Below are 12,769 nucleotides of genomic sequence, written 5' to 3' on the forward strand. Positions count from 1 at the left end.
ACCCGGTATCGAGGATGGGGAGGCCAGATGAGTGACCGGGACGAGGCGTTCGAGGCGTACTTCGCCGCACGTTCCGACGCCATGCGTGGTACGGCGTACCTGTTGTGCGGCGACTGGCATCGTGCGGAAGACCTGGTCCAGCAGGCGTTCACCAAGATTTATCTGGCGTGGCGCCGGATCCAGCGGCACGAGTCGATGGACAGCTACACCAGGCAGACGCTCGTCCGTACGTTCCTGTCCGAGCGGCGCCGGGGGTGGTTCCGGCACGAGTCGGTCGGCTCTCCGGAGACCGAACGTGCGACGCCGTCGTCCGGCCTCGCCGACGAACGGCTCGTCTTGCTGGAGGCGCTCGCGAAGGTGCCGCCGAGACAACGCGCCGTTCTGGTCCTGCGGTACTGGGAGGACCAGTCCGTGGAGCAGACGGCCGCGCTGCTCGATTGCTCGACAGGAACTGTCAAGAGCCAGGCCGCGCGCGGGCTGGCGACACTACGCGATCTGCTGGAAGAGGAGAGGGTTCGATGAAGGAAGAGGAGCTCAGCGAGGCGCTGCACGACCTCATGGTGCGCAGCAGTCCGCCGCCGTCGATGGACCCTGCGAGTGCGCTCGACCGCGGCCGGCGGGTGCGCAAGCGGCGTACGGCGACCTTGACCGGGGCCGCCGTCGTCACGCTGGTGGTCGGTATCGGAGCCGGTCCCGCGCTGGTCGCGCATTACGCCGCCGGCCGGTCGACGGGGCAGTTGGTGGCTGGTAGCCCCACCGCGACGCCGTCGGCGCCGGCGACGCGGAAGTCCGGTGACCCCTGGCCGGAGGGTCAGGTGGACCGTACGGCGAGCGCGGGTCCGCGCGCGGATCGGGCCGTGACGTTGATGAACGACCTGACCGCTTTGGTACCGGCGGGGTTCAGCTCGCCCAACCTGAAGTACCCGGACGGTAATCCGAGGAGATGGCCGCAGGCGCAGTACGCGTCCAACGACGGGGAGCAGGACTACTGGGAGTATCAGGCCAGCATCCCGGTGCAGAAAGACAACCGAGTGGGCCAGTTGCTGGTGCAGTCGACCACGCCCGACGGCAAGCCGGCGGCGGCGCCGTGCAAGCTGGCGAAGCGGTTCTCGGGCGCGACCGGAACCGGCACCGGCACCTGCACCGTCATGGACGTCAGCGGCAAGAAGGTCGGCGTACTGACGACGAACGGGCGGGGCAGCTACGACCAGTGGGCCGTCTACCGGTACGACGACGGCACCGTCGTGTTCCTCGCTCAGGCCAAGAAGACCAACGACGAGAGCCTGTCGCCGTTGACCCAACCGGTCTTCACCGCGCGTCAGCTGGCCGAGCTGGTGACGTCGCGGATGTTCAGGATCAGCGCCTGACCAGCTCGTTCGGGGCCGTGCCGCTGGAAGGGTAGCGGCGCGTCAGCCTTCGGCGGCAGCGGCGGGGATGACGGCGACCGGGCAGTCGGCGTGGTGGAGGACGGTCTGGCTGACGGAGCCGATCAGCATGCCGGCGAAGCCGCCGCGGCCGCGGGCGCCGAGGACGACGAGGGCGGCGTCGGCCGAGAGCCGCAGGATGTGTTCGGCCGGATGCCCGGTGATGTGGACCAGCTCGGCGTCGCCGCCGCCGTGGGCGTGGACGGCGGCGCGGAGCTCGTCCTCGGTGATCCGGTGCAGCTCGGTGCCGGTCGGCTGGGCGGCGATCACCCGGACGCCGAGGTGGTGGCGTTGCGCGTAGCTGATCCCGAAGGCCAGCGCGGCGTCGCCGGCCGATGAACCGTCGTACCCGACCACCACCCGGACACCGGCCATGGCTCCGAGATCGGGGCGGACGACGACCACCGGGCAGCGGGCGTTCGCGGCCAGGTCGAGCCCGGTGGAGCCGACCAGCGCGCCGGCCATCACCCCGAGCCCGCGGCTGCCGATCACGACGACCGCCGCCGTGCCGGACGCCTTGACGAGCGCCGCGGACGGCGAGATGTTCTCGATCCGGGAGTCGATGACGATCCCGGGCTCGAGCTCCCGCGCCTGCGCGACCGCCTTGGAGACGACCTCGTCGGCAAGCCCCGGCGATCCGGCCGGCGTGACTGCGTACACCAGCTGCAGCGGGCTGCGTAGCGCGGCGGCCTCGATCGCGCCCCACTTGATCGCGACAGACGCGGCGGGCGACCCGTCGACGCCGACGACAACAGGCTTGTGGTTCATACCGGCTCCTTCAGTCCCGCAGGTGGGCCGCGTGGTCGGGGATCTGGGTCTGCATGTCGCGGGGCGGGCGCTCGTAGCCCTTGGACGGCGGCCGCGGCGGGAGCTCGAGCGGCGGCCGCTGGACCTCGTGGTACGGGATCGTGGACAGCAGGTGCGCGATCATGTTGATCCGGGCAGAGCGCTTGTCCTCGCTCTCCACGACGTACCACGGCGCCTCGGGGATGTCGGTGTGGACGAACATCTCGTCCTTGGCGCGCGAGTAGTCCTCCCAGCGGGTGATCGACTCCAGGTCCATCGGGGAGAGTTTCCAGCGCCGCATCGGGTCCTCGAGCCGGCTGCGGAAACGGTTCTCCTGCTCGCCGTCGCTGACCGAGAACCAGTACTTGCGCAGCAGTACGCCGTCCTCGACCAGCAGCCGCTCGAAGATCGGGCACTGGTGCAGGAACCGTGAGTACTCCCGGCTGGTGCAGAAGCCCATCACGCGTTCGACCCCGGCGCGGTTGTACCAGCTGCGATCGAACAGCACGATCTCGCCGGCGGCCGGCAGGTGTTCGACGTACCGCTGGAAGTACCACTGCGTCCGCTGCCGCTCGGTCGGCGCGGGCAGCGCGGCGATCCGGGCGACGCGCGGATTCAGGAACTCCGTGACGCGCTTGATCGTGCTGCCCTTGCCGGCCGCGTCCCGGCCCTCGAACACGACCACGACGCGCGCCTGCTCGACCCGCACCCACTCCTGCAGCTTCACCAGGTCCGCCTGCAGCCGCAGCAACTCCCGCTCGTACGTCTTCTTCGGCAGCCTCTTCGTCATCCCCCCACGATGCCGCAGCTGTCGCCGACAGCACAGCGGTCACACGCCGGACGGGCCTTTCGGCTCTATCCGCGTCCGGGCCGTCCGCTGTTCGCTCGAAGGGGTGACGCCCCGGTTGCCGAAGGAGGCCGAGATGGACGAGCTGTCGAGCGCCGAGCGCAACGAGTTGCTCAGCGCGGCGGTGCTGGCGCCGTCGATGCACAACACGCAACCGTGGCGGTTCCGCTTCGCTGGCCGGAGCGTAGAGGTGTACCGCGACCGCTCGCGCGAGTTGCCGGCCGAAGACCCGTCGCGGCGGATGCTGTACGTCTCCCTCGGCGCGGCGATCTTCAACCTGCGGGTGGCGGCCGCGGCGCAGGGTCTGGGGTCAGCAGTACGGCATCTCGTCGATCAGCAGCGCCCGGACCTGATCGCGGTCGTGGAGCTGGGCGGGCCGCCGAGCGAGACCCTGGCGACGCTGGCGCCGTACCTGAGCCGGCGCCGGACGAACCGCGAACCGTTCACGGACGAGCGTCTGCCGGCGCAGCTGCGCGTCGAGCTCGACCTGTGCGCCCGCGTCGAAGGCGCCGTCCTGCAATGGATCGACAGCAGTATCCGGCACTGGTGGTTGCGGATAGCAACGAACGACGCGGTGGCCGCGGACGACGACAGTGCGGCCCGGACAGCCGAGCGGCGGCGCTGGGTCGGTGGCGACCGGGAACACGACGGGGTGCCGTCGAGCGCGCTGGGTTCGCGCGACGCGGGCGCCGGTCCGGTGGTCCGCGACCTGGCCGCGACCGCGGCCGATTCCGTACGGCCTGTCGCCGGGTTCGAGCGCGAACCGCAGTTCGCCGTCCTCGCGACGCGGTACGACGGCCCGATCGAGTGGTTGCGGGCCGGACAGGCGCTGGAACACGTTCTGCTGGAGGCGACCTCGCGCGGACTGGCGACCTCGCTGCTGAACCAGGCGATCGAGCACCAGGAGCTGCGGATGGAGGTCAACGACCCGCTCGGAGCCTGGCGACGGCCGCAGGTGATCATCCGGTTCGGGTACGGCCCGCAGGTTCCGCCGACGCCGCGACGCGCGGCGGCGGACGTGCTGATCCACGAGTGAGCGGGCCGGGTGGTCGGGGCGATCCAGGACTTTGGGCCCTGACCAGGCCGTCCCCGCGGGGACGACTCTGGAAGTACAGCGGACCACCGTCTCGCCGCGGTAGGAGGAGTGATGAACACCGAGTACGTCGTACGCATCGAAGGCGCTGTGGATCCTGCGCAGGTCGGGGTGAAGACCGCCCGGCTGGCTCTGCTGGCGGGGGAGGGCGTGCGGATTCCGGAAGGCTTCGCGGTCACGGCTGCGGCGTACCAGGAGTTCGTGGCCCACGCGCGGCTGGAGCCGGAGATCGCGCACGCGATCCGCAGGTACCGGGCCGGTCGCGACCTGGCCGTGGTGTCGGCAGAGATCCGTTCGGCGTTCCGGGACGCCGAGCTGCCCGGCGACGAGATCAGGGCTGCCTACCAGGAGCTCGGCGGCGACGGCACGGAGGTTGCGGTCCGGTGCAGCCCGGTCGCGTTCGACGACATAGGCCAGGACGAGGCGTTCCTGCACCTGAACACCGCGGACGACGTACTCGCGGCCTGCCGGCGGTGCTTCGCGTCCCTGTACAGCACTGTTGCTATCGGCAACCGTGAGGCCGCCGGGATCGATCAGTCGACCGCGGTCATGCCGGTCGTCGTGCAACGGATGGTCCGGGCTGACCTCGGCGGCTCGGGCACGGCCCGCGGCGAGAGCACTTTCGTCCGCGTCCAGGCGTCCTGGGGCCTCGGCGACCCGGCGGCGGGCGACGCCGACCTGTACTCGGTCCATCCGGGCGACCGCCCGCTGATCGTCAGGCACTGCGGCGGCAAACCCTCTAAGACCGTGTACGCCGGCCCACGCGGGACCCGGCAGGTTCCGACAACGGCGGACGAACGCGCCGCACTGGTGCTGACCGACGAGGAACTGCAGGTACTCGCCCGCTGGTCGGTGCTGGCGGACAAGCAGTTCCGCCGCCCGACGACCCTCGAATGGGCGAAGGACGGCCCGAGCGGCCGGCTGTTCCTGGTCGAGGTCCACCCCGGCCCGGCCCCGGCGGTGACGATCCGGCCGCGCGACCTGACCGTTCTCGAGTCACAGTTCGGCTGAGCCGAAGGTCCCGAGTTGGTCGGGACTGTGGTCCCTGGTTCGGTGCGATGTGGCAGGGCATGCTGGAGCCGGACCCGTTCGGGACGGGGTGGAACCGATAGGAGACGGCGATGGCGATCAAGGTGTTCCTGCTCGACGACCACGAGGTGGTGCGGCTGGGGTTGCATCAGCTGTTGGACGCGGAGCCGGACATCGAGGTGGTCGGGGACGCGGGGACCGCGGCGGAGGCGATCGCGCGGATTCCTGCGGTACGGCCGGATGTGGCCGTACTGGACGTTCGGCTGCCGGACGGTGACGGGATCAGTGTGTGCCGGGAGGTTCGTTCGCGGATGGACGAGCCGCCGGCGTGTTTGATGTTGACGTCGTTCTCCGATGACGAGGCGTTGTTCACCGCGATCATGGCCGGTGCTTCGGGGTACCTGCTCAAGCAGGTGAATGGTTTGGCGTTGATCGACGCGGTACGGCGGTTGGCGGCGGGGGAGTCTCTCCTCGACCCGTCGATGACTGCGAAGGTGCTGGACCGGTTGCGGCGTCCGGCCGCGGTGGAGGATCCGCGGTACGCCTCGCTGACCGAGCAAGAGCGTCGGATTCTTGCCGAGATCGCCGAGGGGAAGACCAACCGTCAGATCGCGCAGTCGTTGTTCCTGGCCGAGAAGACCGTGAAGAACTACGTGTCCTCGCTGTTGCGGAAGCTCGCGCTGGAGCGGCGTACGGAGGCGGCCGTCTTCGCGGTCGAACACGCCAGGAAGCAACAGCAACGCGGCTAGCTGGTCCGCTCGAAGCGGGCGGCCAGTTTCGTGAGTGCCCGGAGCGCCACGATGGTGTCCGCGATCGCATGGTGCGACTCGACCGGGTGGACCGTCCGGAGCAGGTCGTTTCGGAGGTCCCCGAGCCCGTCGAGCAGGTGCTCGATCTCGTCGACGACGATCACGTCGTGCGGCTGCTCGGCGGCCAGCGCCGGCAGGATCCGGCCGCGGAACGCGACGAGCGTGTGCTGGGCTTCGGCCAGCCGGCGTTCCTCGAGGAACCAGTCGTCGTTCGAGCTGGTCTCGGCGATGCTCGCGAGGTCGGCCTCCCAGCGGTCGATCTCCTGATCCAGCGTGGTCATGGTGGTCATGACGGCTCCTTCGGGAGGAAGTCGGCGACCGGCCGGCGGGCGGTGCCGGTGTGTGGCCGGCTGTGGCCGAAGCGGATGATCATGTGAGCGTGCCCGGGACGGCCGGTGAGGCGCTGCACCGCGCGGCGCAGGTCGTCGTACTCGAGTGGCTGGTTGAGGAACGACGCGCTGACGCCGGCCCGGGTTGCGGTCAGCAGCACGCGTTCCAGCGCGGCGCCCGCGGTGACCTGATCGGCGGGCTCGTCGAAGTCCGTCGAGAGCACGGCGAGATCCGGTTGCTGCTCGAAGGAACGCTCGGCCCGCTGCCGGTCGGCCGGCCGGGTGCCGAGATCCCGGACTGCCGCCGGGTAGGCGGCAGAGCGGGGACCGAGGGCCGAGCTCGGGACGCCTTCGGCGGAACGGTCGCCGCCGACCCAATGCGCTCGTTCGGCGCGGCGGTGCCAGTCGTGGATCTCCCGCAGGTCGGTGTCGACGACCAGGTCGAGCACGCGCCGTACCTCGTTGTCGCCCAGCCAGGTGAGCTCGGCGCCTCCGGCGTACGCCGCCTGCATGAGCTCCACGCGGACGTTCTCGGCGATCGGTACGGCGTCCGACGGCTCCCGGTCCGTGTGCCGGTACGGGATCTGCCGGGCGAGGTCGTACAACTCGTCGTCGCGCGCCTGAGTCGGTTCGAGCACGATCCGGGCGAGCAGGTCCGGCTCGTCGACCGGGTACGGCGCCAGCCCGAACCAGGTCGCGTATCCGAGAGTCTCGGCCGCGCACCGCAAGTTGAAGGCGGCCGCGCCGGCGGCGATCCGCATCGCCCGGCCGGTCGGGTCCTCGGCGGGGAGCGTGCGCGATCCGTCCAGGTACACGTCGACCACGTGGCCCTCGACCTCGAACCGCCACGGTTGCGTGTTGTGCATGCTGGGGGCCGCGACGGCGGCGGTGAGCAGTACGTCGACATCCTTCGACGGCAGCTGATCGGACACTGGAGGCTCCTCCCACTGGTTCTCCGGTTCCAGCTTCGCCGGAGGGGAGTGGATGCCGCTGCGGCCGAGAGTCCCGACGTGTAGGGCCGTTCGGCTCGTCAGGTCCCGTTCAGCGGTGCCCGGAGCTCGACGATCGTGCCGTGCGGCTGGTTGTCCGTGATCAGCACCGTCCCGCCGAGCGCCTCGGCACGTTCGGTCAGGTTGCGCAGGCCGCTGTTGCGGTGCCGCTCGCCGATCCCCACGCCGTTGTCGGTCGTCCGGGCGACGACCCCGGCGCTGTCGGCGCTGAGCTCGACGGTCACCTCCGTCGCCTGGGCGTGCCGGACGACGTTGGACAGCGACTCGCGCACGACGGCGAGGATCTGCGGTCGGACGGAGGCCGGTACGACGGTGTCGATCGGGCCGCTGATGACCAGCCGGGGCCGGAAGCCGAGCGCTTCGGCGTACTCGGTGACCAGGGCCTGGACGTCGCCCCGCAGCGAGTTGGCGCCGGACGCCTGCTGGAGTTCGAAGATCGCCGCGCGGAGGTCGTGGATGGTGGTGTCGATGTCGTCGACCGCGCGGCTGATGCGCTCCTGGTGCTCCGGCCGCGTGAGCCGGTGCAGGCCCTGGAGTTGCAGGCCGGTCGCGAACAGCCGCTGGATGACCAGGTCGTGCAGGTCGCGGGCGATCCGGTCGCGGTCTTCCAGTACCGCGAGCATGTCGCGGTCGCGCTGCGCCTGGGCACGTTCCAGGGCCAGGGTTGCCTGGCCGGCGAACAGCCGGACCAGGTCGGCCGCCACCGTGACCTGGTTGCTCGTGTCTTGTTCGAGCGCCGTGACCAGCAGGCCACCGGTGCCGGCACCGCCGGCCGGCAACGCGGCGACGATCGTCCGGCCGAGGGTCGACCCCTCGGGGAAATCGGTGAGACCGCCGGCGTCCTTGAGGACCTGGGCGAGGTCCTCGACCACGACGACCTGTCCGTCGTCGGCGAGCAGCCGCCGCAGGAGGGGCAGACCGGCCGGGATCCGGTGGCCGACGTACCGGCCGTAGTCCGCGGGACCGTCGATCGCGCGCACCACCAGTTCGTCGCCGTCGGCGATGAGCACGCCGGACACTTGTGCGTGGGAGATCTCACGACAGCGCTGGACGATCAACTGGAGCGCCTGATCGGCCTCGAACTCGCCGAGCATCAGCTGCGTGATCTCGGCCGTGACCTCGTGCCAGCGCCGGCGTTGTTCGGTGTCGGCGTACAGCCGCGCGTTGTCGATCACGACGCCGGCCGCGGCGGCGAGTGCGGTGACGGTCCGCTCGTCGTCCTCGGTGAAGTCGGCGCCGCCGGTCTTCTCGGTCAGGTACAGGTTGCCGTAGGCGTGCTCCCGGCTACGGATCGGGACCCCGAGGAAGGACTTCATCGGCGGGTGGTTCGACGGGAAGCCGTACGACCGCGGGTGCTCGGCCAGGTCTTGCAGGCGGATCGGCTCCGGATGTTCGATCAGCAACCCGAGAATGCCGTGCCCCTCGGGATACGGGCCGATCGCCGCGATCTCGTCGTCGGTCACGCCGTGCGTGATGAACCGGACCAGCCGTTTGCCGTCCGGGCCGACGACACCGAGGGCGCCGTACCGGGCGTCGGCCAGTTCGCAGGCCGCGGCGACGATCCGGTCCAGGGTGCTGTTCAGGTCGAGGTCCGCGCCGATCCCGACGACGGCGTCGAGTAGAGCGCGCAGCCGGTCCTGGTACTCCATGATCTCGTTGACCCGGCCGAGCAACTCCTGCAGCAGGGCATCGAGGCGTACCCGGGACAGGCCGGCGTACTCCAGCGCCCCCTCGTCCCACGTACCTCGCCCACCGCGCGAATCGCCCTCCACGGGCCCAGCCTAGGGATTGTCGCCACCGATGGGAACCCGGCCGCGCGCCGCGCTTTCGTTGCTGCAGGCAACCGCAGCGGCCGTGCCGTCCGGAACGACCTAGGATCGGTGGGTGAGCAAAGCCGAGATCGACCGTTTGACTGCCGACTTCTTCGGAGCCTTCGACAACCGCGACGGCCGGCGTGCGGACGTTGGCCGGATCCGCCGTCTTGTGCTTCCCGAGGGTGTCATCGTCTGCACGGCACCGCAGTTCGCCGTCTACACGGTGGAGAACTTCATCGAGCCCCGGAGGGCACTGCTGTCCGACGGCCGACTGACCGAGTTCTCCGAATGGGAGGTCTCCGAGCGCACCGACGTCGACGGAGACCTCGCCACCCGCTTCAGCGAGTACGCCAAGTCCGGCATCCTCGACGGCCGGCCGTACGAAGGAACCGGCACCAAGACACTGCAATTCGTACACACAAGCAACGGCTGGCAAATCTCAGCCGTCGCCTGGTACGACCACACCTGACGCCTGACGGCTATTGAGCTTGGTCCGGCGCGGGCGGCTTCTTGCGGCGGCGCGGTTGGGCCGATCGTGGCGGTGTCCGGCGCATGTGGTCTCGCGCGCGGCCGAGGATGTCGGCGAGCGTTTCGATGTCGTCGCGGGACAGTGGGGCGAACAGTAGGTCGTCGAGGATGCCGATGTGCCCGGGGAAGACGGCCGCGAGTACGGCACGTCCTTCCTCGGTGATGGTGACGGTGATGCTCCGCTCGTCGTCCGTCGACGGTGTGCGGCTCACCAGACCGCGCTTCTCGAGGGTCTGGGCCTGGTACGTCAGTCCGCTACGGCTGTAGACGACGCCGTCGGCCAGATCGGTCATCCGCCGGCTGCCGGTCGGGGAGTCGCCGAGGGTGGCCAGCAGCTGGAACTGCACGTAGCTGAGCTCTCCGACGTCCTGCAACTGCTGCTCGACGGCGTGCTTGAGCAGGCTGCTCGCCTCGATCAGCGCGAAGTACGCGCCGAGTTGCGTGGCATTCAGGGACGGCGTCATGAGCGGAGCGTATCAGTGCTTCTAACTCGAACTACTTGCTGCGAATTCGAAGCACTGCTAAAGTGAAGACAGTTGCTTCGAATCCGAAGCAACATCCTCGAAGGGAAGACATCATGAAGGCAGTACGGTTCCACCAGACGGGCGGCCCGGAGGTTCTGCGGTACGAGGACGCCGACCAGCCCGTTCCCGGCGCCGGTGAGGTGCGCATCCAGGTCGCCGGGTCGGCGTTCAACCCCGCCGACGGCGGCCTCCGCGGCGGTTTTCTGCCGATCCCGGTGACGCTGCCGCATGTTCCGGGCTACGACGTTTCGGGCACCATCGACGCGGTCGGCGACGGAGTGGAAGGCCTGACCGTGGGGGAGAACGTCGTCGGATTCATCCCGATGGACGCCGACGGCTCAGCCGCGCAGTACGTCGTCGCGCCGGCCAGCGCCTTGGTGAAGGCGCCGACCCGGATCGCGCTCGCCGACGCCGCCGGGCTGCCGTCGGTCGGGCTCACCGCCTCGCAGGCGCTGTTCGAAGCGGGCGGGCTGACGGCGGGTCAGCGGGTGCTGATCAACGGTGCTGGTGGTCCCGTGGGCGGATACGCCGTCCAGTTGGCGAAGCGTGCCGGCGCGTACGTCGTCGCCACCGCGAGCCCGCGCAGTACCGGGATCGTCAAGTCGGCGGGCGCGGACGAGATCATCGATCACACGACGACTTCACTGCTGGACGCGGTGACCGAGCCGGTCGACGTACTCCTCAACCTCGCCCCGATCACGCCTGACGGGTTCACCGACCTGGTGGGACTGGTCCGCGACGGCGGAGTGGTCGTCTCGACGACGCCGACCGTACCGACGCCCGGCGACGAGAAGCGCAACGTACGCGCCGTCACCATCTTCGTCCACCCCGACGCCGCCGTGCTCTCGCAGCTCGTCGCTCTCATCGACAGCGGCGACCTCCACGTCGAGATCGCCCAGCGCGTACCGCTGAGCGAACTGCCCGCCATCCACCAGCAGGCCGACGCCGGACAGATCCACGGCAAGGTCGTCGCCATCCCGCCCGCCATCTGACCTCATCGCGGTGGGGCAGTAGATTGCGAGGGTGACTGTAGGTGTTGCCGAGATCGAAAAGGCGGTCGGCGTACTGCGTGCCGGCGGACTGGTCGCCCTTCCGACCGAGACGGTGTACGGCCTTGCGGCGAACGTCGAGGACACTGCCGCCGTCGCGCGGATCTTCGAGGTCAAGGGACGCCCGCCCAGCCATCCGCTGATCGTCCACCTCGGTGGTGCGGAGGCGCTCGACGACTGGGTCGCGGAGGTGCCGGCGCCTGCTCGCCTGCTGGCGCAGACCTTCTGGCCAGGTCCGCTCACGCTGGTACTTCGCCGGGGTGCACGCGTACCTCTCGAGGTGACGGGTGGTCTCGAGACCGTGGCTGTTCGCGTCCCCGACCACCCGGTCGCGCTCCAACTTCTGTCGGCGTTCGGTGGCGGTGTGGCGGCGCCGTCGGCGAACCGCTTCGGATCGGTCAGCCCGACGACCGCGGAGCACGTACGGCTCGAGCTCGGTGATGCTGTCGACTTCGTGCTCGACGGCGGACCGTGCACGGTTGGCGTCGAGTCGACCATCGTCGACGTCACGGGTGATCACCTGAGCATCCTGCGGCCGGGTGGAGTGAGCCGCGAGGACCTGGAGGCCGTACTCGGAGGTCCTGTCGGCGTTCCCTCGACGAGTCACGTCCGCGTACCGGGACAACACCCGTCGCACTACGCACCGCGGGCGAGAGTGGTACTCGTCGATCCGGACGAGGTCGTCCTCGAGGCCGAGCGCATGCAGGAGCTAGGGCACCGCGTAGGCGTCTTCCTTCCTGCATCCATCGCGAACCGTCCCGTCAAGGTGCACGCCGTCGTCCACGTACCGGATTCACCCGAGGCATATGCGCGCCGTCTCTACGGTTTCCTACGCGAACTCGACGAGCGGGGCTGCGACCTCATCGTCGCCTCTCTACCCACCAACGAAGGCCTCGGCCTAGCCATCTCCAACCGCCTCCACCGCGCCGCAGGCCCACGCGCCTAGTCAGGGGTTTCGCCGATGCCTACCGTTCGCCCGCGCCGCCTCCGGCCGCCCGATATGACAGTGCCTGTTGGTGCGCGGTCGGTGTTCACCGACGGTGCGTGCTCCGGTAACCCCGGGCCCGGAGGATGGGCGTGGGCGTTGTCGAAAACGGAGTACGCGGCCGGTCACGAGGCTGTCTCGACGAATCAGCGGATGGAGATCCGGGCCGCGCTCGAGGCGGTCCAGGCGAACGACGGTCCGTTGCTGGTGGTCTCGGATTCGACGTACGTCGTCAACTGCTTCCGCGACCGGTGGCACGCGGGTTGGCTCGAACGCGGCTGGCTCACGTCGGCGAAGAAGCCGGTGGCCAACAGGGACCTCTGGGAACCGTTGGTGGCGTTGGTGATCGAGCGCGGGGACGTCGCGTTCCAGTGGGTGAAGGGCCATTCCGGTCACGAGATGAACGACTTCGTCGACAGCCTGGCCGTCGCCGCTTGCTCGAGCCCGTAGCACCCCGGCGAGCGGTCCTTGGTTCGACAGGGACTGGCTGTAGGCCTCGAGCGGGGTAGAACGTTCTGTCTTGACAGGGTCCGGCCAGAGCA

15 protein-coding genes are annotated in these 12,769 nt (G+C 69.7%); 9 read left to right on the top strand and 6 right to left on the bottom strand.

From position 1 onward, the window contains the following. The first annotated feature begins 27 nt into the window (after positions 1 to 27). Positions 28 to 522, top strand: coding sequence for a SigE family RNA polymerase sigma factor (locus ACZ5BU_RS24705; RefSeq protein WP_465702512.1), 495 nt, complete (start codon positions 28 to 30; stop codon positions 520 to 522). Beyond that, positions 519 to 1,367: a hypothetical protein gene (locus ACZ5BU_RS24710; RefSeq protein ID WP_465702513.1), complete on the top strand. Its 849-nt coding sequence runs from the start codon at positions 519 to 521 to the stop codon at positions 1,365 to 1,367. Before ACZ5BU_RS24705 ends, ACZ5BU_RS24710 begins: the two co-directional genes overlap by 4 nt. A 42-nt stretch (positions 1,368 to 1,409) precedes the next feature. On the opposite strand, the gene ACZ5BU_RS24715 is transcribed toward ACZ5BU_RS24710, so the two are convergent. Further along, positions 1,410 to 2,192, bottom strand: a complete 783-nt coding sequence (locus ACZ5BU_RS24715) for a universal stress protein (RefSeq protein WP_465702515.1) — start codon at positions 2,190 to 2,192, stop codon at positions 1,410 to 1,412. A gap of 10 nt (positions 2,193 to 2,202) precedes the next feature. Next, a complete protein-coding gene (gene ppk2 / locus ACZ5BU_RS24720; RefSeq protein WP_465702517.1) occupies positions 2,203 to 3,000 on the bottom strand; it encodes a polyphosphate kinase 2 in 798 nt (265 codons plus the stop codon). A 133-nt stretch (positions 3,001 to 3,133) separates the two neighbouring features. Between ppk2 and ACZ5BU_RS24725 the strand changes: the two genes are divergently transcribed. The 3 genes from ACZ5BU_RS24725 (at position 3,134) to ACZ5BU_RS24735 (ending at position 5,928) form a co-directional block, all read left to right on the top strand. Then, positions 3,134 to 4,093, top strand: a complete 960-nt coding sequence (locus ACZ5BU_RS24725) for an Acg family FMN-binding oxidoreductase (RefSeq protein WP_465702518.1) — start codon at positions 3,134 to 3,136, stop codon at positions 4,091 to 4,093. A 111-nt stretch (positions 4,094 to 4,204) separates the two neighbouring features. Beyond that, positions 4,205 to 5,161, top strand: coding sequence for a PEP/pyruvate-binding domain-containing protein (locus tag ACZ5BU_RS24730; RefSeq protein WP_465702520.1), 957 nt, complete (start codon positions 4,205 to 4,207; stop codon positions 5,159 to 5,161). 110 nt (positions 5,162 to 5,271) lie between these two features. Further along, a complete protein-coding gene (locus ACZ5BU_RS24735) occupies positions 5,272 to 5,928 on the top strand; it encodes a response regulator (protein WP_465702521.1) in 657 nt (218 codons plus the stop codon). Here ACZ5BU_RS24735 and ACZ5BU_RS24740 read toward each other — a convergent pair. The 3 genes from ACZ5BU_RS24740 to ACZ5BU_RS24750 form a co-directional block, all read right to left on the bottom strand. Then, the gene (locus ACZ5BU_RS24740) at positions 5,925 to 6,278 is read right to left on the bottom strand and encodes a hypothetical protein (protein ID WP_465702523.1); all 354 of its coding nucleotides are present in this window, start codon (positions 6,276 to 6,278) and stop codon (positions 5,925 to 5,927) included. The genes ACZ5BU_RS24735 and ACZ5BU_RS24740 overlap by 4 nt on opposite strands. After that, positions 6,275 to 7,249, bottom strand: a complete 975-nt coding sequence (locus ACZ5BU_RS24745; RefSeq protein ID WP_465702525.1) for an Acg family FMN-binding oxidoreductase — start codon at positions 7,247 to 7,249, stop codon at positions 6,275 to 6,277. The genes ACZ5BU_RS24740 and ACZ5BU_RS24745 overlap by 4 nt, the downstream gene beginning before the upstream one ends. Before the next feature lie 98 nt (positions 7,250 to 7,347). Beyond that, positions 7,348 to 9,099 (bottom strand): GAF domain-containing sensor histidine kinase, encoded by a 1,752-nt coding sequence (locus ACZ5BU_RS24750; RefSeq protein ID WP_465702526.1) that lies wholly within the window; start codon positions 9,097 to 9,099, stop codon positions 7,348 to 7,350. A gap of 112 nt (positions 9,100 to 9,211) precedes the next feature. Here ACZ5BU_RS24750 and ACZ5BU_RS24755 point away from each other — a divergent pair, with 112 nt between their 5' ends. Next, entirely contained in the window at positions 9,212 to 9,610 is a 399-nt protein-coding gene (locus ACZ5BU_RS24755; RefSeq protein ID WP_465702527.1) for a DUF4440 domain-containing protein, read from the top strand. A gap of 10 nt (positions 9,611 to 9,620) precedes the next feature. On the opposite strand, the gene ACZ5BU_RS24760 is transcribed toward ACZ5BU_RS24755, so the two are convergent. Then, the gene (locus tag ACZ5BU_RS24760; RefSeq protein WP_465702528.1) at positions 9,621 to 10,133 is read right to left on the bottom strand and encodes a MarR family winged helix-turn-helix transcriptional regulator; all 513 of its coding nucleotides are present in this window, start codon (positions 10,131 to 10,133) and stop codon (positions 9,621 to 9,623) included. A 113-nt stretch (positions 10,134 to 10,246) separates the two neighbouring features. Here ACZ5BU_RS24760 and ACZ5BU_RS24765 point away from each other — a divergent pair, with 113 nt between their 5' ends. Genes ACZ5BU_RS24765 through ACZ5BU_RS24775 form a run of 3 tightly spaced genes read left to right on the top strand, consistent with a single transcriptional unit; the run spans position 10,247 to position 12,677 of the window. After that, positions 10,247 to 11,185: an NADP-dependent oxidoreductase gene (locus tag ACZ5BU_RS24765; RefSeq protein ID WP_465702530.1), complete on the top strand. Its 939-nt coding sequence runs from the start codon at positions 10,247 to 10,249 to the stop codon at positions 11,183 to 11,185. 31 nt (positions 11,186 to 11,216) lie between these two features. Next, entirely contained in the window at positions 11,217 to 12,188 is a 972-nt protein-coding gene (locus tag ACZ5BU_RS24770) for an L-threonylcarbamoyladenylate synthase (RefSeq protein WP_465702531.1), read from the top strand. 54 nt (positions 12,189 to 12,242) lie between these two features. Beyond that, entirely contained in the window at positions 12,243 to 12,677 is a 435-nt protein-coding gene (locus tag ACZ5BU_RS24775; RefSeq protein ID WP_465702682.1) for a ribonuclease H family protein, read from the top strand. Positions 12,678 to 12,769: the final 92 nt, after the last annotated feature.

The organism is Kribbella sp. NPDC031520 (assembly GCF_055580825.1).